Raw genomic sequence first — 26,944 nt, 5'->3', positions numbered from 1 at the left:
GGCGACAAAACCTGACGTGTTTAAAAAAGTTTTTGTTACAATCAATTGATATTTGATGTATGTGATGTGCGAAACTTGTTGGACTGTTTTTTAAACGCAAAGTTTTATTTATGCAAGCTGCTCAATTTTAAGGAGCAAAGAGTGGCGGCAAAGCCGCTGATGAAGCTAGCTTTATAAGAATCAATTTTATTGATTTCATTTCTTTGCTCCTTTAATGATGCATTATTTAAATAAAACTTTGCGTTTGAAAATAACAAATCAATTTAAATAGTAAACACACTCAACTCTCAGCACACAGTTTGTCTTTCCGCAGGAATCTAAGCCCAGAAAATTCAGGTTTATCATAAAATAGCAGAATTTAATTTTTAAACGCAAAGTTTTATCATGCAACCTGCTAATTTTTAAGGAGCAAAGGATGGCGGCAAAGCCGCTGATGAAGCTAGCTTTATAAAAATCAATTTCATTGATTTCCTTTCTTTGCTCCTTTAATGATGCGTTATTTAAATAAACTTTGCGTTGAAAAGCAGAGAATCAATTTATAGAGTAAAGTTTTTTACGCATCACTTATCATTAATTAATTTCCGACGAGTTTAACATTATTAAAAATTCGCTGTTGAGATTCCTCCGGAAATCGAAGATTCGATAAAATCAATGACAAAAAGGCTGCCGGAATTATTGAATAAAAACCTGTAATTTACTTTCAATATCCACAGAACAGACTCAACTATCAGCGCGCAGTTTGTCTTTCCGGAGGAATCTAAACTTAGAAAATTCAGGTTTATCATAAAATTGCAGAATCTAATTTTTAAACGCAAAGTTATATTATGCAACCTGCTAATTTTTAAGAAGCAAAGAGTGGCGGCGTAGCCGCTGATGAAGCAGGCTTTATAATAATCAATTTCATTGATTTCATTTCTTTGCTCCTTTAATGATGTGTTATTTAAATAAAACTTTGCGTTAGAAAATAACGAATCAATTTATAGAGTAAGGTTTTTATATATAGCCTGTCACTGATATCATTTTACCTTATTTACGACGAATCTAACTTTATCGAAAAATTTACGGTTAAGGCTCCTCCTGAAACCAAAGATCAGATGAAATCAATGACAGTGACTGTTGGGATTATTGTACAAATCTTTTAATATACTTTTAATCTGCCTAATTCGGTTATTGCTTTCATTCATCTTAAATTTGCAGAAATTTTTACAGGATGAAAAAAAGTTTTTCCATTATATTTTTATTAGCAGTACTGACCGTTTTTTCACAGGTAAAAACAGACACTGCCCAGGTCATTGTTCCCAATCGATATAACAGTCAGGAATCAATCAATAAGCCTTATGTAATTTTAATCTCTACTGACGGATTCAGATACGATTATGCTCAAAAATATAATGCAGTGAATCTTTTAAATCTTTCAGGAGAAGGCGTAGAGGCTAAAGCAATGATTCCCAGTTATCCAAGCATTACCTTTCCCAATCACTGGAGTCTGATTACCGGATTGTATCCGGCCCATCATGGTTTGGTTGACAATTTCTTTTACGACTATAAACTGCAGAAAAGCTACGCCATGAGCAAAAAGGAAAATGCCGAAGACGGAAGCTGGTATGGGGGAACTCCACTTTGGGCGTTGGCTGAAAAACAGGGAATGGTCAGCGCTTCACTACAGTGGGTGGGCTCAGCAAGTGATGCAGGGGGGAAAAGGCCAACCTATTATTATCCCTATCACGAAAAATTTAAACCTTCAGAAAAAGTAGATAAAGTTATCAGTTGGCTGAAATTACCTGAAAATCAGAGACCGCATTTTATTACGCTGTACTTTCCGGAAGTCGATGGGGCAGGGCATCATTTTGGTCCGGAAGCCGGAGAAACGGAAACTGCTGTTCATACAATTGATAAAGCAATTGGAAATTTAGTGCAGAAAGTCAAGGATTTAGGTTTGAAGAATGTGAATTATATTTTTGTTTCTGACCACGGAATGATACAGGTAGACAGTGGAAGTCCCTTAGGGATTCCTGAAATTCTTTTTGATAAAAAAAGATTTGACTTTTATAATGCTCAGACTTTATTGCGAGTGTATGTGAAAAATCCTGATGAAGTTAAAGCTGTTTTCAAACAACTGAAAGCTGGAAAAACAGGCGACTATGAAGTATATCTTGATAAAAAACTGCCGAAATATCTGCATTTTGCCACCAGAGATGACCGATATAGCAGGATAGGGCAGATTCTCCTGATCCCTAAGGCTCCAAAAATATTTTTAGAAAAGAATCAGAAAACATCTGTAGGAAAACACGGCTATGATCCCAAATTAGTTCCTGAAATGAAAGCTGCGTTTTTTGCCTGGGGTCAGGAATTTAAAAATAATGCAGTTATTGATGAGTTTTCCAATGTCAACGTATATCCTTTAGTTGCTGAAATATTAGGGTTGAAAATCGAACAGCCTGTCGATGGAAAACTTAAAGTTTTACAAAAGATTTTAACGAAAAAAAATTAACTGTAGATTGAATTGATATTTAAAACTTACAGAACGGTTACAATTAAAATTTCGGCGCACCGTAGGTGCGCCGAAATTTTTTTTAAACACATTCGAATTGAAAGTCATTAAAAAATTAAGAATTAAATTGAGTGGAAAATTCCTTTGCAAACTCCTCCAGTTTTACTGAACCGTTTACTGCAGATCCGTGATCCTTAAAATCTTTCTGAACAACGCCTGTTCTGATTCCTAACCCCATTTCCGTATATAGCTCAGCCATTTCCTGTGGTAGACCTGTCTGAAGCATTCCGTTAAGGGAATCTTCATCGCTGAACTCAACCCATGGAAGTTCCGGCTTTCCGATAGCATGACCTAAAACAGCAGCGAAATCGGATGCAGGACGCACATCACTCACGATGTACCTTACGTTTTTGCCCGCAGAATCCTTAACCAGTTCGCTGGCCGCTGCTTTTGCAATATCTGCAGGATGTACCAACGGAACTTTAACCTCGGAAGGATAATTGGCTCCTGTAATTCCTGCGTTTTTAATCAGTGGAATGTCATTGAAGAAATTTAGGTAAAAATATCCTGCTCTCAAAAAAGTAACTGAGGTATTTTCCAGATTATGGTACAGTTTTTCGATAAAATGAAGCCCTTTGATCGGTCCGTTATCGACAGGCGATTCTGCACCGATACTGCTTAACATGACAATCCTTTTTACTCCGGTCTGCTGAACAGCGTCAGCATAATTTTTTCCTGCATTGACTGTGTTCTCAACAATGTTCACTCCGCCCATATTTGGGGGTGTCATCAAAAATGCTGCATCAGCATCTCTGAACGTAGTTATTAAGAAATTTAAATCCGTAATCGACCCTATCGCAGCCTGTGCTCCTAAGCTCTCAATTTCACTTTTCTTGGATTCACTGCTGCTGATAACCGTAACATCATGGCCTTCTGCAATTAATTGTTGAACCAGTGGTTTTGCTACATTTCCCAATGATCCTGTGATGATAATTTTCATATGTAAATTTTATTGTTAAAAGATAAAGATCATCTGGCAGCCTGATTTGATCAGAATTTTTTTCAGTAAATCAAAGCTGCGATTTGACCTTAATTATTTTTTTATTTCCGGGAACAAAGTTATATTTGTACTTACTTTTATACAAGTACTTACCCTAAAGTATGTATTATGACAGCCATTAAAGAAAAGTCTACGATTCAGCAGAACAAAAAATATGCACTCGATCAGTGTCCTGTTACCTATGTTATGGAAAAAATAGGCGGATTCTGGAAACCTATAATTTTATATCATCTTTCTACCGGGGACAAAAGATACAGCGAGCTCAGGCGATGCATTCCTGCGGTTACGGAAAAAATGCTGATCCAGCATCTGAAACAGCTGGAAGGTGACGGACTGATTGTAAGAACAGCCCAACCTGTTGTTCCACCGCACGTTACCTACAATCTGAGTACAGCGGGAAAAGGATTGATCCCGGTGATCCATTCAATGGCAGAATGGGCGTTCAAGGATATGGAGAAAAAGTATCATTAATCTCAAAAATAAAAATGGGTATTTCTGCCATCAGCGGATTAACTCAAAAATACTTGAAAGTGATTATTGATCAGACAATTTTTGATCAGTAAACAATTTTTGTTCACTTTTAAGCGGAATACCTTTGGGAACCTTTTTTATACTTTTTAAGTATGAAAAGAGGAATGATATCACAAAAAAATACCCTTCAGAAAGAAGAGTATTTTCAGTAATTTTTTGAATGAAGTCTAAGATAGAGACTGCATATCAATGACAAAACGATATCTTACATCACTTTTAAGCATTCTTTCGTAAGCATCGTTGATCTCCTGCATTTTGATCATTTCAATTTCAGAAACGATATTATGTTCACCGCAGAAATCAAGCATTTCCTGGGTTTCTGCAATTCCTCCGATCACTGATCCTGCAACAGATTTTCTTCCCATAATCATTGGTGGTGTAAACAGGGATTCCTCCATTTTACCTATAAAACCAACCAAAACATGAGTTCCGTTAACATTTAAAGTAGCAATGTAAGGGTTTACATCATGGTCATAAGGTACTGTGTCAATAATCAGGTCAAATTTTCCGCTTACCGCTTTCATCTGCTCTTCATCCGTAGAGATGACCACGTGGTCTGCGCCCAGTTGTCTAGCGTCATCACTTTTACCTGGAGTTCTTGAGAATAAAGTTACCTCTGCTCCCAAACCTTTGGCAAGTTTGATAGCCATATGTCCCAATCCGCCTAAACCTACAACAGCCACTTTGGAATCCGGACCGGCGTTCCAGTGTCTTAGTGGTGACCATGTTGTAATTCCGGCACAAAGAAGGGGAGCAACAGCAGCCAGATCCAGATTTTCAGGAATTTTCAAAACATGATCAGCATCAACAACCACTTTCTGAGAATAGCCGCCAAAAGTGTGACCTCCCAAATGTTCATCTTTACCGTTATAAGTCCCTACAAATCCTGTCTGACAGTATTGTTCAAGATCCTGTTTGCAGCTTTCACAGGTTCCGCAAGAATCGACGATACATCCTACACCGGCTAGATCGCCTACTTTGAATTTGGAAACATCACTACCAACTTTTGTAATTCTTCCTACAATTTCGTGTCCAGGCACTGCAGGATATTTTGTTCCTCCCCAATCATTTCTTGCTGTGTGAAGATCTGAGTGACAAACGCCGCAAAAAAGAATCTCTATTTCGACATCTTGTGGTGTTGCTTCTCTTCTTTCAATACTCATTTCCTGCAAGTCGGCTTCTTTCGATTCGGTGCCGTACGCTTTTACTGTATAGGTGTCCATTTTTTTAATTTTAAATTACTCTTCTCTATGCAAAAATCGGGACTTTTTCAAAAATACTGCTTATATCAATTACGGATTCAGTTACCAAAATTACAGGTAGAGAACTTTACTGTAATCTAATTTCCCTCTATCGGCGGGATGGATTCTTTCAGGAGATGGAGACGGGGGTGGTTAAACAGCAGAGAAACTTCAATTGTATATTTCAAATCGGTTGATCTTAGCGGTACAGTAAGTTTAAAATTTTTTTATTTCATCAATAAGTTTACGGCTTAGTTTTTCTAATAGGACTGAAGTTGTTCTATAATAACAAATCCGTCAGTTCGAGTAAAATTCTGAAAGAATTTATATTGAGAACCAATGAACTTAAAACAAAATTTCTTTAAAAATTCAAAAAGTTCTCGATACGGTTTTCTTCAAAAACCTACTCGAACTGACATTTCTTAACTGTAAAGTAGAAGTTCAGAACCCTCTATAATTCGTAAATAAGTTTACGGTTTAATTTTTCTAATAGAACAGAAGTTGTACTACTATAACAACTCCGTCAGTTCGAGTAAAATTCTGAAAGAATTTGTATCGAGAACCAGTGAACTTAAAACAAAACTTCTTAATTAATTCAAAAAGTTCTTGATACGGTTTTTTTTTCAAAAACCTACACGCACTGACTGCTCTTAACTGTAAAGTATAAAACCTGCCAAAAGTTAATCTGTTTTATTTGTATGGAATTATAATTGAATAAAATCTTAAATAATAAAGTAATTATCGCTGTTATTCGTCATCATAAAAGTCTCTACTTTATCTATTCAGATTGTTTAATTATTAAATTCATTTTCACCGATGAAATCAAAGCAGAATTTTGAAACGCATACTTTTCAGACGCCTTTTGGACAAATCTTAGCATTCAGAAAGGATGGATTGCTCAAAGCAAAAAACATCCGTTATGCATATTCGGAAAGATTCAGAAAGCCTGTTGCAGTTGATCCCTCAGCTTCTGAAATTATTTTTCCTGAAAAAACTCCGGTATGTCCTCAGAATATCAGTCCGCTTCTGGAAAGAATGATAGGAAAGACCCGTCTTGATGATTTTGAGGTCGATGAATCTCCTCAGTTTCTTTCTGTTTTTCGTCCTGGAAATGTTCGGGAAAATGAAAAACTGTCGGTTATCGTCTGGATTCATGGAGGATCTTATGAGATTGGTTGCGGAGACCTTCCTACGGCAAACCCTTCGGATTGGGTAAAAGAACAGCAGGTGATTGTAGTCACTGTTTCCTATCGCCTGGGAATTTTCGGTTTTTTGGGAGGAAATGAGGAGAGGCCGGCTAACCTTGGGCTGTTTGATATCATTGAAGCTCTTAAATGGATAAAAACAAATATCTCCGCTTTCGGTGGAGATGAAGAAAATATTACGCTTTTCGGTCAGTCTTCCGGCGGCGATGCAATCGCTCATCTGATGGTTTCTGACGGTGTTGAAAATTTATTCAGGAGATTGATCATTCACAGTGCTCCTTTGGGGCTAAGAAAAAACAGAAGGAAAATGTCCGCCGAATTTTTATTCAATACCCGGTATTTCAGCAAACAATCCGAGATGTTGGAAATTGTTGAAAATTATAAAAAATATCTTCCGTCCTTTATAAAATATGGTTTAAAAGCAGCGATGCCTTTTGGAACCCAATATGGATTCCCGCCTTTGTGCACGGAGGAGGAAGCAGAACAAAAATGGAAACAGAATGCCGGGAATATCGATGTTTTAATCGGACTGAACGATGAAGAAACCTCTTTCTACCTGAAAGCTTCTGATGGGTTAAATAAATATCTGCCCGGAAAAATTATTAATAAAGCGATAAGAACGACAACGGAAATCATTTATGGAAAACCGGCCGCCGAATTTGCCGGAAATTATGCAGAGGCGGGTGGTAATGTGTATCTTTTCAGAATTCATCCCCGTTTAAACGACAATCATTTCATGGGGGCGCATGCGATTGATCTTCCATTCATCTTTGGAAATGAATCTGCATGGAAAAGTGCAGGGATATTAAAAGATATTCCGTGGAGCTATATAGAAGAAAATGGGAAAAAATTAAGAAAGCTTTGGGCAGAATTTGCCCAAAGCGGAATTATATCTGATGGTTCTGAAAGACCTGATATTTTAGTTCTCAGAAAGATTTAGTTTTTATTGAAATAAAAATAAATGATTTTTTGTACGAATACGACACAGTTAACAGGTATCGTGTAAAAAATTGTTATGTGTATGTATTCATTACATTATTCGGGAAGCCAAACACTCACATTTCCTGCCGGTACAGGGAAATTTCCCCAGCCGTTTTCATCAATGGTCACTTTTTCTTCAAATCTCCCCAATGAGTCGTAGAAAGTCTGACCAATATATCGTTCACCCATTTCCATCGGTTTTTCATAAGCGTCTTTATTGCTCAAAACCACTGCGCAACCTGTATGTTCGTCATCGCCTTCACGGATCCAGCCAAGACAGTTGGCATCTTCAAAATAATCTCTCTGAACACCATAAGCATTTTCTTTTCTGGCTTTCAGAAGTTCTTCGATCCCGTCTACCTTATCTAAGAATATTTCATGCTCATTACCTTCACCATCGGTATCTTTGTAACTGGCGCCATACAAGTCAGGGTAAAATACACAGGGATATCCTTTTTCACGAAGCAGGATCAGTGCATATGCCAGGGGTTTGAACCATGTTTCAACCGGAGCTTCAAGATCCTGCAGCGGTTGGGTGTCATGATTATCCACAAGACTTACAGAATGCAGAGGATCAACTTCAGTCAGGGTCTGGTCAAAAATTCTCCGCAGGTCATAAGAATCTCCTTCGTTAGATGCGGTGTGAAAATTATTATGAAGCGAACTGTCAAACAGGCTCATGCATCCTTCGGTTGCGTCGATGTATTTCTGCAGCAGATTGAGCTGTCCCGGTGCCCAGTATTCTCCTACGGCAAAAATGTTTTTACCGGAATTGGAGCGCAGCATGGTCAGCCACTCTTTATAAAAATCAAATGAAATATGCTTTAAGGCATCCAATCGAACGCCATCAAAATCGGTTTCGTCAAAGTACCATTTTGCCCAGTTGTTGAGCTCTTCACGCACGTGAGGATTTCTGTGTTCTACATCATTGAACATGAGGTAGTCATAATTTCCTTTTTCGTCATCGATCATTTCTTCCCAGTCATTTCCGTATTCAGACTGGATTTTATAGATGTGTGAATCTTTCCCTTCTGCATAATCAACACCGCTGAAACACGTGAAATTCCATTCAAAATCTGAATATTTTTTTCCTCTTCCGGGAAATGTAAACTTTGTATAAGACTGAATGTCTGCAAAATCTGAGATGATCTTTTCACGGTTGTTCTCGTCAACTTTTGCAGCTTTAAAAGTTTCAAGTTCATCACCGCCTGCCTTGTGGCCCAATACGATGTCTACAATCACCTGGATATTTTCCTGTTTCAGGGCTTTGATAGAATTCAGATATTCGTCTTTCGAGCCGTATTTGGTCTTTTTGGAGTTTTTCTGGTCAAATTCACCAAGGTCATAAAGATCGTAGGCATCGTATCCTACGGAATTTCCTCCGTTAGTTCCTTTATAGGCCGGTGGAAACCACACTGAAGTAATTCCTAGTTCTGATAAATGTTTTGCCTCTTTTTCGGCATGTTTCCACAGCACTCCGTCTCCGTCACTGTACCAGTGGAAAAATTGAATCATTGTCTGGTTCATAGTCTATTGTATTTGGTAGTATCAATTTAATGAAAATTATCGGCTAATCTTCGAATTCCTCAAACCGTATTTTAAGCTGGACAGAAACCTGCTTTTTTTCTTCGGTGTTGAGATGTGATAACGACAGACCCAATAATCGTACCGCTTTATCATAAGGACGGAGCTCCCAGAGTTTTTTTGAAATTTTAAAATATTGCTCGGGTGAATTGAAATATTCTTCTTTGGTGATGCTTCTTGTAAATAATGAAAAATCGTTGTATTTGATTTTTAAGGTCAGGGATTTTCCCATGATATTGTTTTTCTTTAACCTCTGATCAAGTTCCTCGCTCAGGCTCTGCAGTTTTTCGTCAATCTGCTGTTCGTCTGAAAGATCTTCAAAAAACGTTCTTTCTACAGCAACGCTTTTCTGAATTCTGTGAGGTTTTACCTCAGAATGATGAATGCCCCGAACAACATCGTAATAATATTTCCCTGACTTACCGAAAAGCCTCGTTAAATCTTCCTGTGATCTTTTTTTGAGATCTTTACCTTTAAAAATACCTAACGTAAACATTTTGTTGGCGGTTACTTTTCCGACGCCGTAAAATTTCTCTACCGGAAGGTCTTCAAGAAATTGTTCGATTTTTTCAGGATGAATGGTTTTCTGACCGTTAGGCTTATTGATATCGGATGCGACTTTGGCCAGAAACTTATTGACGGAAATTCCTGCCGATGCGGTCAGTCCAGTTTTTTCTAATATTTTCTGCCGGATTTCCTTCGCAATCTGATTGGCAGATTCTATTCCTTTTTTATTTTCGGTTACATCAAGATAGGCTTCATCTAATGATAGGGGTTCGACCAGATCGGTATATTCATAGAAAATTTCCCTGATCATTTTTGAAATTTCTTTGTAACGTGGAAATCGCGGAGGGACAAAAATCAGATGAGGGCATTTCTCTTTTGCCGTTTTACTCGGCATTGCAGAACGCACACCGAATTTTCTTGCTTCATAGCTTGCTGCTGATACGACACCGCGGTGTCCGCCACCGACCGCAATTGCTTTTCCTCGCAGGGATGGATCATCATGCTGTTCTACGGAAGCATAGAATGCGTCCATATCCACATGAATAATTTTGCGTTGGGGAAAAGAGAAATCCATATCACAAAGATATGGATTCAATTAATTCTGATTAAGTTCCGGGCTCTAAAGTTTTAAACGCCCGGCACTTTTATGCTATACCACTTTAAGCGTAGGTAACTGACTGATCGAAATGTATTACTATCATGCTATAAATGTAAATCCAGTCCAATAATAATTCTGCATCCGGAAAAGATTACTTTGAAAGCTTATCAATCGTCGCCTGGATTTCAGGATCTTCAGGTGAAATTGCATAATACTTTGCAATTTTAGATTTTTGGTCAATTACCATATATCTCGGAATCCAGTTGAGGTCAACATAATTGTTGAAATCATTTTTCCATCCTGACGAAAACCAATAGTTTTCTTTGTCCTTCATATTGAACCTTTCCAGGCTGCTGTCAAATTTATCTTTTGACCTTTCCAGTGAAAAGAAGACAAAATCAATATCAGGATTGTTTTTTTCAAGTTCTTCAGCTTTAGGAAGTGCTTTGAGACAGTCTCTGCACCATCCTGCCCAAAAATCGATCACCAAAATTTTTCCTTTATGCTGATTCAGGATTTCCTGAACACTGATGTTTTTACCGTTTTCATCTTCCAGTTTCTGCTGTAACGCTTCTTTTGAAAATTTTGTTTTTAAAACTTCAGGTGTTTTCTGAGAACATCCGAAGGTAAAAATACCTAACATCAAAAAAGTCATGAGCTGCTTCATTCTAAATTTTTTTACAAATCTAAACATTGAAACATAATCTTATGGTGGAATCAGGTGATTTTAACACAAATTTGAGAGATTGAGAAATTCTATTTTCAAAAAAATCCGCAACGGTTGCTGCGGATTTTAAGGGATTTTTTTATTTTTTTTGATTCACGTAGTTAAGGATCATCTGCTGAAATTCTTCTTTCTTATCTATCACAACATTGATCGGCCAGTAGTAGACATAATCACGCAGATAATCAAAGGTTTTGAGCCGTACATAATCTTTTTCTGTGGTGAGAATCAGTTTGTACTCGCCCAGTTTTTTATATTCTGCCATAATATTTTTAATATCTGCTTCAGAAAAATTGTGATGATCCCTAAATTTAAGGTGTTTCACTTTCTGAGAAAATTTAGAAAGATGGTTAAGCAGTGGTTTGGGATTCGCAATTCCGGTGATCAGAAGAATGTCATAATAATTCAGATTGTTATCGGGCAGCATTTTATCCCTTGCATAGACGTTTTCATCATATCCGATGGAAGAGAAAAATACTTTCTGATGTTGTGAAGGTTTTATTCTTGAGATATAATACTGTTTTTTTTCCTCAGTGAGTTCATCAGGGCATTTGCTGACCATAATGATATCTGCCCTGGCAGATCCGGCTCTTGATTCTCTCAGGTCTCCTGCCGGTAAAAGATGATCCTTAAAGTAAGGATCGTTAAAATCGGTCATGAGGATATTGAATCCTGCTTTGATAGCTCTGTGCTGCATGGCATCATCAAGAATCAGAACATCAAGGTCCATATCATCAATTACTTTTCTGGCTCCGGGAACACGGTCTTCAGAAACGGCAATGACAAAACGGTTTTTGAAACGCTCAAATAACTGCATCGCTTCATCGCCCACTGTTTTGTAGTTGCTGTCGTAATTTGTCACTTCATATCCTTTCGTCAGTCTTCCGTAACCTCGTGAGAGCACCCCTGTGCGGTAATATTTGGATAAGGATTTAGCAAGGTACATCACCATCGGTGATTTTCCGCTTCCGCCCACGGACAGATTGCCGACATTGATGATCGGAGTTTTGAATTTCGTAGATTTTAATATTCCCAGATCATAAAAGGTATTCCGGATGCCCGTAACCATATGATAACCTAAGGAAAAAGGATAGAGATACCATCTTTTCATACTTTGCAAAAATAAGAATTTTACAGACCACTTTATAGAATAGATCAATGATTTATCAACATTTATCAACATTTATTTTAAAAATAAAACCGCTGCTATTGTTAAATTAAATTATTTTTGCAAAATTGTTTCCGCTGCATAAAATTTGCCGGTGCCTTTACTTTATTTAAGAATCGGGAACAGATTTTTTTTGGTTAATATAAACGATCTAATTATTCTGCATTGAGATATTTTATAGAATTTTCATATAACGGTAAAAATTATTACGGCTATCAGGTACAGCCTCATGATATTTCTGTGCAGGAAGATATTGAAAAGGCGCTGTCTGTTATTTTAAGGGAAAAAATAAAAACCGTAGGAGCAGGAAGAACAGATACCGGTGTACACGCACAGAAAATGTTTGCCCATTTTGAGACCGGAAAAATAATTACTGATCACCTGGTCCATCAGCTTAACAGTTTTCTTTCTGCAGATATTTCCATTAAGAGGATCTTCAGTGTGAAAGATGATTTTCATGCCCGTTTTGATGCCACTTTCAGAACCTATGAATATTATATTTCCATGGAGAAAAATCCTTTTACGCAGGACTCAGCGTGGCAGTTGTGGCGGAGAAAAATCGATGTCAGTAAAATGAACGAGGCATGCAAAATTCTTTTTGAATATGAAGACTTTACCAGTTTTTCAAAACTGCATACGGATAATAAAACCAATATCTGCAAAATCTACAGAGCGGAATGGGAGCAGACCGGAACAGAGCTGAAATTTACTGTTTCTGCCAACCGTTTCCTGAGAAATATGGTTCGTGCAATCGTAGGCACAATGGTGGATGTGGGGTCAGGAAAAATGCAGCCTGAAGAGATGCGAAGGGTCATAGAAGAAAAGAACCGGAATTCTGCAGGGACTTCTGCACCTGCTCACGGACTTTTTCTGGTGGATGTAGGATATGAATTTGAATAAAAAATGTAAAACTGATCACTAATTATATGATGTCAATTTTTATTGTAATAGGTGCTTATCGGTACTACGCCGGATTAGCTGAAAGATTTGGTAAAGTCAAATGGCAGTTAGGGCTTCTGGCTGTTGCAATATATATAGGATTACAGATTATATTTCTTTTCTCTTATGGAATGTATGAAGGGATTACCAACCGGGGATCTTTGAATACCAGTAATTATACAGGTTTTTCCATGGTTAATGTGGTGAGCTGGTTATTTGCCATTGCCGGAGTATACGCAGTGTATAAACTTCTGGAGAATAAATTTATCAAAGAAAATATACAAAAACCATCAGTTGAAATTGATGAAATCGGGGTGAAAGAAAAGTGATTTATTTTTTGTAAGTAAGCAGTACCTAATCTATTTATTCTGTATATAAGAGGAATAATATATTTTATATGACTATTTGATGGAGTTCTGAAGGCTGTAAAATTTTAAAGTCTTATTTTTGCATAGAATTTTTCAAATTAATTCTTTACTTCGATTTCTATAATGAAAAAACAAGATACCTGGGCAATAGTAAAGAGACTTTTCTTCATCGGTATGAAGTTTCGTTCCTGGTTTATTTTTACCCTGATTATTTCTATCATACTGTCTATCGTTTCCACCTACAGACCTTATCTTACGATGCAGATCGTAGATAACGATATCACAAAACTGAAAGATAAAGCTTTAATGATGAAGCATATTTATGCTTTGGTCGGGCTGGTTTTTGCAGAAACGGTTTTAAACTTTTTCCTGGTGTATTTCTCCAATTATATTTCACAGAATGTCATCAGGGATATCAGGGAACGCCTTTACAACAAGCTTATTTATTTCATGACTGCTTTTTTCGACAAAACTCCTATCGGACAGTTGGTCACACGGGCAGTGGGTGATGTTGAAACCATCGCAACGGTCTATACTGATGGTTTCCTGATGGTTTTCGGTGATGTGCTGAGAATTGTATTTGTCTTATTTATGATGTTTCAGGTTGATGTACACCTGAGTTACATTTCACTGGCAATTCTACCTTTAATGGTGGTGATCACAAGATTCTTCCAGAAAAGATTAAAAAAAGCTTTTGGGGATGAAAGGACATGGACTTCCAATCAGAACTCATTTGTACAGGAAAGGCTGGCGGGAATGCCGATCATTCAGGTTTTTAACAGGCAGCAGGCTGAATTTAAAAAGTTTGATGATATCAATATTACCCTGAAAAGTGCTCTGCTAAGAACAGTCTTTATTTTCTCACTCTTTTTTCCGGTCGTTGAACTTATTTCTTCACTTTTTATTGGCTTCGTGTTGTTTTATGGCGGTTATATTACAATCAGTGCAGGTGTTGTTATCGCATTTATCCAGTTTATCTCGATGCTGATCCGTCCTTTACGGCAGATTGCAGACCGTTTTAATAATATTCAGCGTGGTATCGTAGGTGCCGAGAGAGTTTTGGGGATTATGGATGAAGATTATGCAATGCCGAATGACGGTAAGGTGGCAAAAGAGCAGTTTGACGGAAAGATTGAGTTTAAAAATGTTCATTTTGCCTATGATGAAAAACAGGAAGTCTTAAAAGGAATTGACTTTAAGGTAAATCCGGGAGAAACTGTGGCGATTGTTGGTGCAACAGGAGCCGGAAAATCTACGATCATCAGCCTGATCACAAGATTGTATGATATCAATTCGGGAGAAATTTTTATTGATGATGTGGAACTGAAACAATATGAACTCTATAACCTGAGAAGTCATATCGGAGTGGTGTTGCAGGACGTTTTTCTTTTTCACGGAAGCATCTATGAAAATCTTGCATTCGGAGACGAAAGTATTACTATAGAAAAAATAAAAGCAGGTGCAAAAGAAATTGAGGTTGATGACTTCATTGAAAGTCTTCCAGGCGGCTATGAGTATGTGGTAAGTGAAAGAGGTTCGTCAATTTCATTGGGACAGAGACAGCTGTTGTCTTTCCTTCGGGCGTATTTATCGGATCCTAAAATTCTTATTCTGGATGAAGCGACGTCGTCAATTGATCATGAGAGCGAAAAACTCATCCAGAGAGCTACTGAAAAAATAACTAAAAACCGGACTTCAATTATCATTGCCCACAGGCTTTCAACGATTGAGAAAGCAGATAAAATTATTGTCATGGAACATGGCAAGATCGTTGAAGAAGGAAAACACCTGGAACTTTTAGATAAAAACGGATATTATTCTACCTTATATAAAGCACAGTTGAGACATGAAATTGAGGTAGAAGAAAAATTATAATCCGTAAGGAATAAATCCAAGATCTTTTCTCCATTCATTGCCATATTTTTCTGTAAGGTTTTTTGCTACCAGTCTGTTGTTTTCCCTGGCTTTTTCAGAAAGGTATTTACTGATCACGCAGTTCTGATAAACGACAGTGGCTCCATACTTTTTTTTAAAGACTTCATGATTTTTTGACATGATCCCAAACTGTATAAACTGCGGTAAATTTTCTTTGTAAAATTTCTTTCCATCCATATTGCAGTCAGCAGTATTCTTTGGATTATGATGTGCAGTCTTTTGGGCAGAAACTAAAGCTGAACAGCTAAGCAAAGAGATTGTCAGGAGGAAATGTGTTGTTTTCATGATGATATTTGTTTCTTTGATACAGATTTTGGTTGAGAGTTAAATTACATATTGCATTAATAATTTATCTGTTGTTGAATGGTAATATTTAAATTGATCTCATATAATCTTATACAGGAAACGTAATTCTCTGAAAATTGCTTTACCCATAGCTATTCAGAAAATCAATAGATATTCTGCTAACTCAATACTTTTTGTTAACATTGCGTTCATATTTGATTCACTTTAATTTAATAACTACACACTTAGGTATAGTTTTTGTTATTTAACATAAACATAAAAAATAGAGACAACCCTATGGCTAAGTCAAAGTAAATTCCTAAATTTATTAAAAATTTGTAAATCCATTGAAATTAATGGGGGTTACTCTATTAATTGTTAGTAATTTTTAACTTAAAACCAAAATATAAAGATGAATAATATTCAAGACGAATTTCAGGTCTTAAAAGATGAATTGAAAAAATTGAACATTGATGTACAGAAAGTCGTGAAAGTAGGAAACGGAAGTATGGATTTCCACGAGGTCTTTTATACCTCTCCACGATATGATGATGTGAGAACCGTATACGTACAGCGTCATACGCTTGATCATCTTATTGAAAAATTCAGACAGGCTTACAGCTGAGAAATAATATATGCGACTCAATTTGTTGAGCCGCATATTTGTATGACCAGATTATTTAATCTTTATCTAAGGTAGAATTTTCTTTGGTATCTTTCATTTGTACGTATACCAGCAGAGAGAAGAGGATACATCCTGTAATGTACCAGTAGAAGTAGTGTTCAGATCCCATTTTTTTAAGCCACAAAGCTACGTATTCAGCACTTCCTCCGAATATGGCCACTGTCAGACCATAAGGTAAACCTACTCCTAATGCACGTACTTCAGACGGGAAAAGTTCTGCTTTTACAATGGCGTTGATAGAAGTGTATCCACTTACAATGATCAATGCAGCCATAATCAGGAAAAAAGCGGTCCACATTGAAGTTGTGTGACTTAATGCAGTAAGCAGCGGAACGGTACAGACTGTTCCTAATATTCCAAAACCCAAAAGCAGCGGGCGTCTTCCTATCTTGTCAGAAAGTCCTCCGAAAACCGGTTGCAGACAGGCAAATATAAATAAAGAGAGAAATGAAATCAGGGTCGACTGCTCCTTAGTAAGGTGTACCGTATTGATCAGAAATTTCTGCATATAGGTGGTATATGTGTAAAATGCTAATGTTCCGCCCAAGGTAAGTCCGACAACGGTTAGAAGAGCTTTAGGATGCTTCAGAAGCTCTTTTATGGTACCTTTTTTCTTGTCAGTGATATCTTTTTTATTTTCAAAAGCTTCTGTTTCATGAAGATTTGATCTCAGGTAGAGGGCAATTACCGAAAGAATGGCTCCGATCACGAAAGGAATTCTCCAGCCCCAGTTTTCTAACTGTGTTTCCGTTAATATCAGTTTTTGCAGAATAAGCTGAATACCTAAAGCGATCAGTTGTCCGCCAATTAAGGTTACATACTGGAAACTCGAATAAAAACCCCTCCGGTCTTCAGTTGCCATTTCGCTGAGGTAGGTTGCAGATACACCGTATTCTCCGCCCACACTCAACCCCTGTAATAATCTTGCGACAAGAAGAAGTGCGGGTGCTAAAATTCCGATGGTGTCATAAGTAGGGGTCAGTGCGATTAATAATGATCCGAATGACATCAGCAGTACAGAAAGTGTCATCGCTTTTTTCCTTCCGATTTTATCGGCAATACTTCCGAACATCCAGCCTCCGATGGGGCGCATCAGAAATCCTACGAAAAATATTCCTGCTGTATTCATCAGCTGGGCATTCAGATCAGATTCGGGAAAAAACGAATTGGAAAAATAAATGGCAAAGGCAGCATAGGCATACCAGTCATACCATTCTACAAGATTTCCTATTGAGCCGCCTACAATAGCTTTTATTCTTTGGGCAGTGGTAATTTGAGTAGTGTTAGCATTCATATGAACAATATATTAAATTTTTTAAAGTGCAATTTGTAAAGACAGTAAAAATTCTCTTTTTCTGTCAAAAATTCTTTTAGAGGCAACGTTATACAGAGGTCTGCTACTATATTGAGCAACAATTTTTGCATTTTTACCGTATAGATAAAGATTGGTTCCGATATCATAATAACTTCCGTTTTGATTCAGTGCTTTCATATCTTTGAGCGCATAATTAAAAAAAGGCTGTACTTTAAATTTACTGCTGAACTTCGGAAGTACAAAGCCAATCTGGGAAAACCAGATATTCCCTGTTCCCATCAAAACCCTGTTGTTTCCTGCTCCTTCTAAAGCTTTTTGTCCGGTAAAACCAGAATCGGGAGTTCCTGGATTCATTATTCCGCTTATTCTTAAATAATCGGGCCCGTAGTTATAATTGTAAAAAACAGAATAAAGGGTAAGTCCCATCTCTTTGGTTTTGTTACCCAAAGGGATCTCGGAAAAGACATCTGCTCCGAAAATATGAGCATCATGAGATTCAAAAACATTTTCTGAAGGCTGAGACTGGGTGGCAGATCCGTTACTGTAAAAACCGGCTCCCACGTTCAGTACTTTTTTGGAGGCAAGGTTGTTTCCTGCCAAAAAGGAAGTGACTGTAGTTTCCTTGGTGAAAAACTGGTAGTAAGCGTATCCTGCGTAGGATAATTTACCTTCCTGGTTATTATCAACAGCAGGTCCTCCAACTATTGGTTTTAAACTGGTTGCAAAAGGTTTGTTAACGCTGAACCGGTAATTTAATCTGTCAAACTCACCATGAACGAAAACACCAAACTGTCTTGAAAACTGGTCGGCAATTTCAATCATCGGAAAATTAAAGACAGGAATATCCCCGGCAAGCATTTTTGTTGTACTGGTGTTAGTCATACGGCTTACCCCATTCCATGAGTGAAGTCCTGCCCCGATATAGACATTGTTTTTATTGGGCTTTCCTGTCTCGGAATCATTTCTGGGAATAATGGTCAGCTCATTGTAGGCATCATGAAAAAAGAAGGGAGCTTTTTTTCCTGCGCCATTACTGCCGGTTCCGGACCCTCCCCCAGAAATAAAATTTTGATTATTGACTCCCATCTGCAGGAAAACAGAATAAAAAGGAGTAACCTGACTTTGGATTACCAGCCTCATTCTTCGGATTCCTGCGTCATAGGTCTGATGCTGCGGAATACCATTAACGGCCGTTCCGGGATTGTGGTCTATGCTGCGAAGCCAGATTTGGCTTGAAATCCCAAATTTAATCCATTGGTCTCCTGTCTGATTAAGGTTGATTTTAAGTTCACCGATTGCCATAGACTTTTTTTCTTCAGGGGTTTCTTTGATTTTTTTATCTGTCATCACAGTGTCCTGACAATAAGCCAACTGTACGACTGTTATACATAAAATTGATAGTAATTTTCTCATAGGCGTTTTTATTTGTGCCTAAACAAGAGATAAATTCTGAAGAAATTCTGAAGTTTTTAAAGGATTTGAGTTTTTGTTGCTATGTTTTTGAATTTCAGTTATTTATTTTTTAAAATCAACTCTTACAATGTGTAAATTCTGCTCAAATTGGTAGGAAATTGTATGGTCAAAAATCTCCAGAATTTTCTTTACGAGTGCCAGACCGATCCCGATGGAATTCTGATTGGGATTTCCGCGCCGGAATCTTTTGAACAATTCCTCTGTAGAAATACTGGGTTGATTTCCGGTATTTGAAATCTGAAAATAAGTTTCCGTGAGTTTTACAAAAATTTTTCCGTTTTCAATATTGTGCCTTTTAGAATTGTTGATGAGGTTATTGATTACAATAACGGCAAGATTTTCATCAAGATGCACATAGACATCTTTCTGGATTTCTTTGACCAGGGCAAGTTTCTGAATTTCAAAGAGATCTTCAAAATAGTAAAGCCTCTCTTCCAGCAGTTCTGAAAAATTGATCAGCAGGGAATCATTCTTTTCGAAATGTTCGAGTTTTGCAAGAATGATCAGGGATTGATTGATCGATGAAAGCCTGTCCAGTTCATCATTCATGGAAGAAAGCGTGACAAGCTGTTCCTCTGAAAGTTCGCTGTCCATTAACAGTTCTATTTTTAATTTAATAGAAGCCAAAGGCGTTTGCAGTTCATGTGAGGTATTTTCCGAAAGCTCTTCCAGGATATTATAGTCTTTTTTAGAACTTTCAGACATTTTTATAAGGAACCTGTTCAGTGATCTGAATTCTTCAGTTTTTGTTTTCATCAGGTTCATGGGGCTGTTGTCCTTTAGGCTGAATTTTTTGATCTCATCCATGGCGTGATAAAAAGGATCGAGAATTTTCTTTGATACAAGAACACTGACGATAATGGTAAGAATGATAAGGAATACCATGATCCAGGCAACCACCATGATAATACTGACTAGGAAACGGTTTTCGATGATGGTGATGTATCTTACACTTGTAACAGAATAATTCTTACCGTGAATCACGGGATAGGTGGTAACGGAAATTCTGTTGATGTAAGACTGTATGCTTCTGTTCCAGATATAGTTTTCTTCAATAATTTTTTCTTTCCCGATTATGGTTCCGGGCGGAAGAATTCTGATCTGTGTCTGACGGTGAAGGGAGGTCTGATAATCGTAATCAGGATTTTTCCCGATCTGACGGGTGATGTAGGTATTGAGATCCTCAAGTTTGAGAATGGCAGAACGTACGGTTGCTCTTTCAAAAGCAATATACAAAATGGTGAATCCCGTGATAAGAACAAAAAATATGATCACGGTAAATGCCCTGGCAAAACGAAAACTTAAATTCATAGGTCTACCGGTCTATCCATTTGTAACCCAATCCGTAAACAGTCTGAAGATAATCTTTCCCTCCGGAATCCACTATTTTCTTTCTGAGGTTTTTCAGATGCTGATAAACAAAATCTATATTATCAATGCTGTAAGTATAGTCTCCCCAAAGATGGCTGGCGATTGCCTGCTTAGACAGCATTCTGTTTTGATTGCTGATGAAGTAGATCAGTAAATTCAGTTCTTTCCTGGTGAGATTCAGTATTTGGTCGTTTATTCTGCATTCTTTAGAATCCAGATTGATGGTGATCTCATTAAAACTCAGGATATGATTGGTTTCCGGGGTTTTTCTGCGGATGACGGCTTTTATTCTTGAATGAAGTTCCGGAAGGGAAAAAGGTTTAGTAATATAATCATCTGCCCCGTCATCTAATCCTGTAAGTTTAGTATCCAGGGAATTTTTTGCAGAAACAATAATCACACTGGCAAACGGAGAATAATTTTTGATATGTCTCAGGATATCAAGACCGTTTCCGTCAGGAAGCATAAGATCCAGAAGGATGCAGTCGTATTCGAAAAGCTCAATTTTATCTAAGGCTTCCTTTGCGGTGGATGCGGCTTCACAAATGAAATCTTCTTTTTTAAGGTAATCCGTTATATTGACGGCAAGATCATGATGGTCTTCGATGATGAGAATCTTCATATAAAATTTTTAATCCAATACATTTGTTATCCGGATTAAAGATAAAAAAAACCGTTCAATTGTAATGAACGGTTTTATAAAGGTTGCTAAAATCTGTATCCGAGTGAAAAACCACTGCGGAAACCTGCCCATGGTCCATCGACTTTTATTCTCGCTCCGTTGGCGTTGGTTTCTACGGTGTAATCTACAAAAGGAATGTCCAGATTTTCAATTTCCTGTTTTAGCTGTGCCTGCATTTCAGGGGTCAGGATAAAGTCGCTTGATAAGGTAAAATCACCCTTTCCTGAACCGTAATGGGCTCCTGCGATCCAAAAATCAAGGACAAAACTGTGCTGTTTATTGAGAAAAAACTGTGCTCCGACCATTAATCCACCGCTGTTGCCCTTAGCATCCCCTAAACCCTTAAGGGGAATTGGGATCGTAGTTCCTAATCCGTTGTAATCATAGGTATAGTCAAAAGTATTTGTAGAAACTTTTGAGTACCGGTAATAAGGCGCAAAATAAAATCCTTTCCCGTATCCTTCACCGATATAAAATCGGGGTTCAATGGTGAAATTGGTCGCTTTGATTCTCAGATTCTGAAAATCTTTTTCATCCTCGTCGCTTAGAAAAGCATTCATAAAAGGAACTTTTCCTTCTGCTACAGTTCCGAAACCTACATTCACCGCAAACCAGCGGTTGATTGACCTCTCATAGGAAAGGTTGATGTTCCTGAATGCATAGCCGGTGATATTGGTTTTGATAATATTCATTTTATCTTCCGGAACGGTACTGACTTCGGTTATCATTACCTCCTGTGCAGTAAGGCTTGAAATTACAAAGGATGATGCAAGAATAAAAATTTTTTTCATAGTATATTATTTTGATTTAGGTGATGATAAAAATAATCTTTAAAGATGAACTTTAAATGAAGATAAAATTACGGTTTTTTTAAATCAAAAACCGTTCTGGAATCTTAGAACGGTTGAATTTATTATAAAATAATTATTAATAATTACTTTTTGATGAATTTTATACTCTCAGGTTGGGATTTGTTTCCTGAAAATTCAATAAAGTAAGCCGAAGGTGGTAAGTCAGAAACCTGAATTTTTCCTGATTTTAAATCTGAGTTTTTGATCAGTTTTCCGTCAAGGCTGTAGATACTTGCTTTGGAGTAATCTGACAGATCACCTTTCATCTCTATAAAGTCCTGTGCAGGATTAGGATAGATTTTAAGAGTTTCTTTTCTGACAAGATCAGATACTGCTAAAAATGCGGTGTTGAGTGCCTGTGCTCCGGTGGTGGTCTGTGTATTGCCCAATGCATTGATGGTGGCATTGGTCGTACTCAATAAGGGAAACTTATTGGTGCTGTTGTAATAGGTATACGCTGTATTGGTAATTGTTCCGATTGGAAAGAAACCGGCGATTAAATTGAAAGTCTGTACAGATTTAATGCGAAGAACATTCGTATAGGTTTTTGAACCGATGATAAGCGTACCGTATGCATCTCCGCTGATCACGATGTCTCCACTGAAAGTTCCGGATACTGCTGTGGATGTGAATGTTCCTGATGCTGTATCGTTGTGTGAATATCCGTAGGCTGCAGGATAAGTGATAAAAGTTCCGTTGTTTGTGGAAAAATTAAGCGTAGCATCCGGAGTGACCAGTCCTGTGATTTCGAGTTTGGCAGCTGTCGCTTTGTAATAAACGGTGTTGCTCCCGTTAACCATTTTGATGGTGGTGCCGGGAAATGTGCTTATTTCGTTTGCGCTGGGTGTAGAGTAGACTGCTGCTGAAGCCGTGCCTTGGGTCAGACTTCCGTTGGAGAAGACCACATTGTTTCCGGTTGCAGAGTTGTCAACGGTTCCGTTAACATTCACATTGTTGACATTTTCACCGGCTATCGGATCATTAAATGCTTTCGTAATCGTAGTTTGAGCATAAAACAAGGCTGATGAAGCCATTAAAAAGAATAAAGTTGTTTTCATATTTTACTTTTTTGTGATAAAGATAATCAAAAAGTAAATCGGTTATATTATTTATTCGATAAGTAAAACCGGAAATGATTGATGTCTTTGTACGAAAGGATGCGATACTGAGGAAGATTCATCTGATAAAAGCTCCGCAAACTTCTAAAATTAAAAGGCACGAACAGAATGCTCGTGCCGATATAGATTTTTAAAAATATTATTTTGATTTAAACTTTTTACAGTTCCGCAAAGAGATAAAATAACTGAGTATTCTTGTGGTCTTTATGCTTACGGATACGGAACACCCAATAAAGTTTCTTTATTCTTTTGAAAGTCCGCTGATTCTTTTTAATTCCGCCATCATCTCATCTTTTTCCTTCAGCATTCTTTCATATAATGCAATTTTTTCTTCGTGCAATTGAAAAAGTTTATCTACAGGATGGATGGTGCTGTTAATGTTCATACCATTCAAAAATGCGCTGTTATTAAAAGTATTAGCAATAATATTGACTGCCTGTTCTTCATTCATATTTTCGAGCGCTTCTCTAGGAACGTTTAAAATTTCGGAAATCTTTTCTAATATATTTTCGTCAACAATTTCTTTCTGCTCAAGCAGCGAAACTTTCTTTTGGTTCCAGTCATCACCAAGGTCAAATGCTAAAGCTTCCTGCTTAATGCCCAACATTTCGCGGAAACGTTTAATGTTTTTGCCTTGATGTATTTTCTTGTTCTGCATATTTGTGAATTATAAAAACAAATATAATTAAAACTTAGGGATTAAAAATGAAGGTTTTTGAAAAAGAAATAGTGTACTGGGTGAATCACCGATTATTTCGGTACTCAACTTCTAAGGTTTAAATTTTGCCACATGATCATAAAAAAGGCAGATCTCTGCTCATCAGTTAAATCTCTTTCCTGATTATAAAACCGTGAGACTGCAGGTATTCGGCAGCATCGATCTCAAAGGGAAGATCGTAACCACTGTCCAGGTCAATAAGTCCACCGGCTGAGTCTGATGATTCTAAAAACCCATGAATTTTTGACTGTGTTTTTTCTTTCGCATTTCTCCAGCACTGCATGATGAAATCACTTTCGAGACCAAACTGGTTTTCCCAGTAATGACTGTAATCGAGCTGATTATGTGCGTTGAGGTAAGAAGAGTAGTCGATGTCATTCTCGTCAAGGATCTTTTTACACAATTCCTGTACATCATACGATGAATAATCTTCAAAAGAATGATCTTTCAGATGGAGTTCTGCCATCTGAGTATTTTTCTCTGTAGAATAAAATTCATAACCGGGAAGAACAATTAAAGCTCTCAGAGGACTTGAGGAGTCGTAAAATACGCTCAGTACTTCAATTTTGAGGTCATCTTCCCTGAATCTGTATTTTGAACTTAAAACATCCGCCAGAAAATCCGTCACCGCTTTCTCTCTCGGAAGCAGAAAAGTATTTCTGAATGCTTCATCAATTTTCATCTCTATTTTCTTCATTGTAAGTTCTTTTTCATGAGTAAAAATAGGGAAAAAACCGCTCTGTGAAAAACAGTACAGACTTAATATTTCAATTAAATCTTACAGGTAAGATTTCCATGCAAAAAAAAATCACAGATTGCTGTTCTGTGTTTTAAGGATTATTATGCAAAGTCGAGTAATTATGCAAAGTCGGGAGACTTTGCATAGCGGGGCGATATTGTAGTAACACTGTCAATAAGAATAAAATAACCACAACGTTTGTTATTCTGAAAGAATCTCAACATCAATTTTTAACTGAAGCTACGCAAAGTCAGGAGACTTTGCGTAAAACTTTGCGTAAAACTTTGTAAACTGAACTTAAAAAACTTTCTCCATGCGATGGCTGTTTTCCAGATCTTTCATCAGGGAAAGTATTTCTTTTTTCTTTAAAAAATACTTTCTGTTGAGGAAATATGGTAAACTGTTGATGGCTTTCATCATCATCTGTAGATTGATTTCAAAATATTCTTTATTGCTGAAATAGATGTGCTCTTCTCTGATATAATAATTAAAATCTTTTATATCTTCCTCACTCAATTCCTCTGTAAGCAAAGAATTCTGAAGGTGAAAAGTCAGTTCCTGTTTTAATTTTTCTTCAAGAGGTTTGAGGGTAATAAAATTTTGCGTGATCTGCTCAAAGGGAGTCTGCGTGCTGATAAAGGCAGTTGCTGCAGTAAGATCCAGGTATAGTTTGTATTTTTCTTCGTATTGCCCGTCATAGTCGGAAAAAGACTGGTATGTACTGGTGAAATTTGATTTTTTTCCCAGATTTTCTGCAATCCTGAGAAAATAAGTATAGATCTTAGCATCGTTTTCAGTAATCTGATCCTTGATCTCTGTGATTGATTTTTCAATTTCCGGGATGAGTCTCTGCGCATCTGCAGCTTTATATTTTCTTCCGTCGTAATCGAATGTTTTTAAGATAAATTCTTTATTTGCAATGGCTTCAATCGTTTTTTTATCACTTTCAAAAGCAATTAAGGTATAGACGAGTTCTGTTTTTTCTTTGTTAAAAAGATTTTCAAACTGAATCTCTTCAGATTGCGGATTTTCCTGAACGCCCGGTTCAGGATTTTTATTGTCATAATAATTATTAAACATTGTATCGAACGAATCTTTTCGGTACTGGGTTTCAAATTCGTTTCTGAATGACTCAAATTCTAAATCTTTTCTTTCGTTTTTGTACTTGACGGTTGAAAAAAGTTTGGAAGTCAGTTTTTCTTCTGTTTTTTCAAAATCTTTAAAGAGGTTTTTAGCGGGCTGATCATCATTGTCCTTTAGGATATTCAGCTGTCTGAGTTTTGCAATACGGTCTTCTGTAGAAGGGTGCGATGCCCATTGATTTTCGATCACCAGTTTGGATTTGTTAAACAGCCCGGATTCTGAAATCTTCACATGGGGAAGGCCGTATTTGGTATCCAGTTCGCTTTGCTGCGCAAGGAAATTCATCACAAAAAACTGCTCCCGGTAGATATTTTTACTCGACTGGTTTTTTGAGATTCTTGCATCATAGAAATCAAGAACCTGATGATATGAATTGTTGGCGAGTTCCATTCTTAACAGAGATTCTTCCAGTGAAAGTGAACCTGCAATATTGGCGGCAACCTCATCTGCATGAAACTCCATCTCCCGGGAGAGTGCCATGTGACGGATGTTGACATAAGAATACATCTTGGCAAGAACCCACTGTATTTTTGAAGTAAAGAAAAAAGCAAGCATGGCAAAAATTGAAAAATATCCGCTGAAGCTGGCAAACTTTTCAATAGAATTCCTGTAAGAGGCATCATCATTCACCAGATTAAAAATGATCTGATTCACATTATACACATAGCTTCCAACTTTCATGGAGCGTTGTGAAAAATGACCGAATTCATGTGAAAGCACAGCTTTGAGTTCCTGTTTTGTTGAGGTATTGATCAGTCCGACTCCGATCGTCAGGTTTTTCTGGATCGGAAAAAACATACTCCAGAAACTGGAATCGTAAAAAACGCTTGCATTCACATCATACGATAAGTAGACTTTCTTCGGAAAATTGGTTCCTGCTTCCTGTACGATACCGTCGATCATCTTAAAGAGTTCAGGCTCATCTGACCGTCTGATCTCAGTAAGGTAACTTCTGTCATTGATGTGTTTTTTGAATAAAAATTTAATGATAAAAAAGAAAACAAAAATTCCTGTTCCTGCCAGGCCGATACCCAGCATCAGCGTAATAAACATAGGTTTTACTGCAATGAGCCAGATCCCTGCACCGATACATGCAAGTGCCAGTGCAATAGTGAAAAGAAAAATAAGCAGGTATACAAAAATGAAGATCACAATAGAAGAAACTGCCTCTTTGGTCTTTTTTCTGAAATCCTGAGAAACCTGAATGTGCATGATTATTTTTTTTACAATAA

At 37.3% G+C, this 26,944-nt stretch carries 23 protein-coding genes; 7 read left to right on the top strand and 16 right to left on the bottom strand.

What is annotated here, in order from left to right:
- The first annotated feature begins 1,210 nt into the window (after positions 1-1,210).
- Positions 1,211-2,491 carry an alkaline phosphatase family protein gene (locus tag AC2A07_RS18500; RefSeq protein ID WP_484051603.1) on the top strand — a complete coding sequence of 427 codons (1,281 nt, stop codon included), beginning with the start codon at positions 1,211-1,213 and terminating at the stop codon, positions 2,489-2,491.
- A gap of 115 nt (positions 2,492-2,606) precedes the next feature.
- On the opposite strand, the gene AC2A07_RS18495 is transcribed toward AC2A07_RS18500, so the two are convergent.
- Positions 2,607-3,491 (bottom strand): NAD(P)H-binding protein, encoded by an 885-nt coding sequence (locus AC2A07_RS18495; protein ID WP_484051602.1) that lies wholly within the window; start codon positions 3,489-3,491, stop codon positions 2,607-2,609.
- Between the two features lie 168 nt (positions 3,492-3,659).
- On the opposite strand from AC2A07_RS18495, the gene AC2A07_RS18490 reads away from it, so the two are divergent.
- Positions 3,660-4,022, top strand: a complete 363-nt coding sequence (locus AC2A07_RS18490; protein ID WP_484051601.1) for a winged helix-turn-helix transcriptional regulator — start codon at positions 3,660-3,662, stop codon at positions 4,020-4,022.
- Between the two features lie 227 nt (positions 4,023-4,249).
- Here the strand turns inward: AC2A07_RS18490 and AC2A07_RS18485 are convergent, their stop codons facing one another.
- Entirely contained in the window at positions 4,250-5,305 is a 1,056-nt protein-coding gene (locus AC2A07_RS18485) for an NAD(P)-dependent alcohol dehydrogenase (protein WP_484051600.1), read from the bottom strand.
- Between the two features lie 834 nt (positions 5,306-6,139).
- Between AC2A07_RS18485 and AC2A07_RS18480 the strand changes: the two genes are divergently transcribed.
- The gene (locus AC2A07_RS18480; protein ID WP_484051599.1) at positions 6,140-7,468 is read left to right on the top strand and encodes a carboxylesterase family protein; all 1,329 of its coding nucleotides are present in this window, start codon (positions 6,140-6,142) and stop codon (positions 7,466-7,468) included.
- A 95-nt stretch (positions 7,469-7,563) separates the two neighbouring features.
- On the opposite strand, the gene AC2A07_RS18475 is transcribed toward AC2A07_RS18480, so the two are convergent.
- From AC2A07_RS18475 to lpxK, 4 genes are all read right to left on the bottom strand, one after another.
- Positions 7,564-9,036, bottom strand: coding sequence for an alpha-amylase (locus AC2A07_RS18475; protein ID WP_484051598.1), 1,473 nt, complete (start codon positions 9,034-9,036; stop codon positions 7,564-7,566).
- Between the two features lie 43 nt (positions 9,037-9,079).
- Positions 9,080-10,174, bottom strand: coding sequence for a DNA polymerase IV (gene dinB / locus AC2A07_RS18470; RefSeq protein ID WP_484051597.1), 1,095 nt, complete (start codon positions 10,172-10,174; stop codon positions 9,080-9,082).
- Positions 10,175-10,349: 175 nt separating this feature from the next.
- Positions 10,350-10,865 (bottom strand): TlpA family protein disulfide reductase, encoded by a 516-nt coding sequence (locus AC2A07_RS18465; RefSeq protein WP_484051596.1) that lies wholly within the window; start codon positions 10,863-10,865, stop codon positions 10,350-10,352.
- A 139-nt stretch (positions 10,866-11,004) separates the two neighbouring features.
- Positions 11,005-12,033: a tetraacyldisaccharide 4'-kinase gene (lpxK, locus tag AC2A07_RS18460; protein WP_484051595.1), complete on the bottom strand. Its 1,029-nt coding sequence runs from the start codon at positions 12,031-12,033 to the stop codon at positions 11,005-11,007.
- Positions 12,034-12,255: 222 nt separating this feature from the next.
- On the opposite strand from lpxK, the gene truA reads away from it, so the two are divergent.
- From truA to AC2A07_RS18445, 3 genes are all read left to right on the top strand, one after another.
- A complete protein-coding gene (gene truA / locus AC2A07_RS18455) occupies positions 12,256-12,990 on the top strand; it encodes a tRNA pseudouridine(38-40) synthase TruA (protein WP_484051594.1) in 735 nt (244 codons plus the stop codon).
- Positions 12,991-13,016: 26 nt separating this feature from the next.
- Positions 13,017-13,358 carry a hypothetical protein gene (locus tag AC2A07_RS18450; protein ID WP_484051593.1) on the top strand — a complete coding sequence of 114 codons (342 nt, stop codon included), beginning with the start codon at positions 13,017-13,019 and terminating at the stop codon, positions 13,356-13,358.
- A 162-nt stretch (positions 13,359-13,520) separates the two neighbouring features.
- Positions 13,521-15,272 (top strand): ABC transporter ATP-binding protein, encoded by a 1,752-nt coding sequence (locus AC2A07_RS18445; RefSeq protein WP_484051592.1) that lies wholly within the window; start codon positions 13,521-13,523, stop codon positions 15,270-15,272.
- Here the strand turns inward: AC2A07_RS18445 and AC2A07_RS18440 are convergent.
- Positions 15,267-15,617: an FEKKY domain-containing protein gene (locus AC2A07_RS18440; RefSeq protein ID WP_484051591.1), complete on the bottom strand. Its 351-nt coding sequence runs from the start codon at positions 15,615-15,617 to the stop codon at positions 15,267-15,269. The genes AC2A07_RS18445 and AC2A07_RS18440 overlap by 6 nt on opposite strands.
- Positions 15,618-16,029: 412 nt before the next feature.
- Between AC2A07_RS18440 and AC2A07_RS18435 the strand changes: the two genes are divergently transcribed.
- Complete coding sequence (locus tag AC2A07_RS18435; RefSeq protein WP_314499015.1) at positions 16,030-16,242, top strand: hypothetical protein; 213 nt, start codon at positions 16,030-16,032, stop codon at positions 16,240-16,242.
- Between the two features lie 55 nt (positions 16,243-16,297).
- Here AC2A07_RS18435 and AC2A07_RS18430 read toward each other — a convergent pair whose 3' ends face one another.
- The 9 genes from AC2A07_RS18430 to AC2A07_RS18390 form a co-directional block, all read right to left on the bottom strand.
- A complete protein-coding gene (locus AC2A07_RS18430; RefSeq protein WP_484051590.1) occupies positions 16,298-17,596 on the bottom strand; it encodes an MFS transporter in 1,299 nt (432 codons plus the stop codon).
- 21 nt (positions 17,597-17,617) lie between these two features.
- Entirely contained in the window at positions 17,618-19,030 is a 1,413-nt protein-coding gene (locus AC2A07_RS18425) for a porin (protein WP_484051589.1), read from the bottom strand.
- A 102-nt stretch (positions 19,031-19,132) separates the two neighbouring features.
- Positions 19,133-20,401, bottom strand: coding sequence for a histidine kinase dimerization/phospho-acceptor domain-containing protein (locus AC2A07_RS18420; RefSeq protein ID WP_314499007.1), 1,269 nt, complete (start codon positions 20,399-20,401; stop codon positions 19,133-19,135).
- Between the two features lie 4 nt (positions 20,402-20,405).
- Complete coding sequence (locus AC2A07_RS18415) at positions 20,406-21,083, bottom strand: response regulator transcription factor (protein ID WP_484051588.1); 678 nt, start codon at positions 21,081-21,083, stop codon at positions 20,406-20,408.
- Between the two features lie 86 nt (positions 21,084-21,169).
- Entirely contained in the window at positions 21,170-21,934 is a 765-nt protein-coding gene (locus AC2A07_RS18410) for a DUF3575 domain-containing protein (RefSeq protein WP_484051587.1), read from the bottom strand.
- 143 nt (positions 21,935-22,077) lie between these two features.
- Positions 22,078-23,052, bottom strand: coding sequence for a T9SS type A sorting domain-containing protein (locus AC2A07_RS18405; protein ID WP_484051586.1), 975 nt, complete (start codon positions 23,050-23,052; stop codon positions 22,078-22,080).
- Positions 23,053-23,353: 301 nt separating this feature from the next.
- Complete coding sequence (locus AC2A07_RS18400; protein ID WP_314498998.1) at positions 23,354-23,770, bottom strand: helix-turn-helix transcriptional regulator; 417 nt, start codon at positions 23,768-23,770, stop codon at positions 23,354-23,356.
- A 166-nt stretch (positions 23,771-23,936) separates the two neighbouring features.
- Positions 23,937-24,527: a hypothetical protein gene (locus AC2A07_RS18395; protein WP_484051585.1), complete on the bottom strand. Its 591-nt coding sequence runs from the start codon at positions 24,525-24,527 to the stop codon at positions 23,937-23,939.
- Positions 24,528-24,866: 339 nt separating this feature from the next.
- Positions 24,867-26,924 (bottom strand): M48 family metallopeptidase, encoded by a 2,058-nt coding sequence (locus tag AC2A07_RS18390; protein ID WP_484051584.1) that lies wholly within the window; start codon positions 26,922-26,924, stop codon positions 24,867-24,869.
- Between the last annotated feature and the right edge of the window lie 20 nt (positions 26,925-26,944).

It is taken from the genome of Chryseobacterium sp. HNCC26DJ238, from assembly GCF_057180465.1.
The sequence above is the reverse complement of the archived record's forward strand: the minus strand, read 5'-3'. Positions and strand labels throughout refer to the sequence as shown.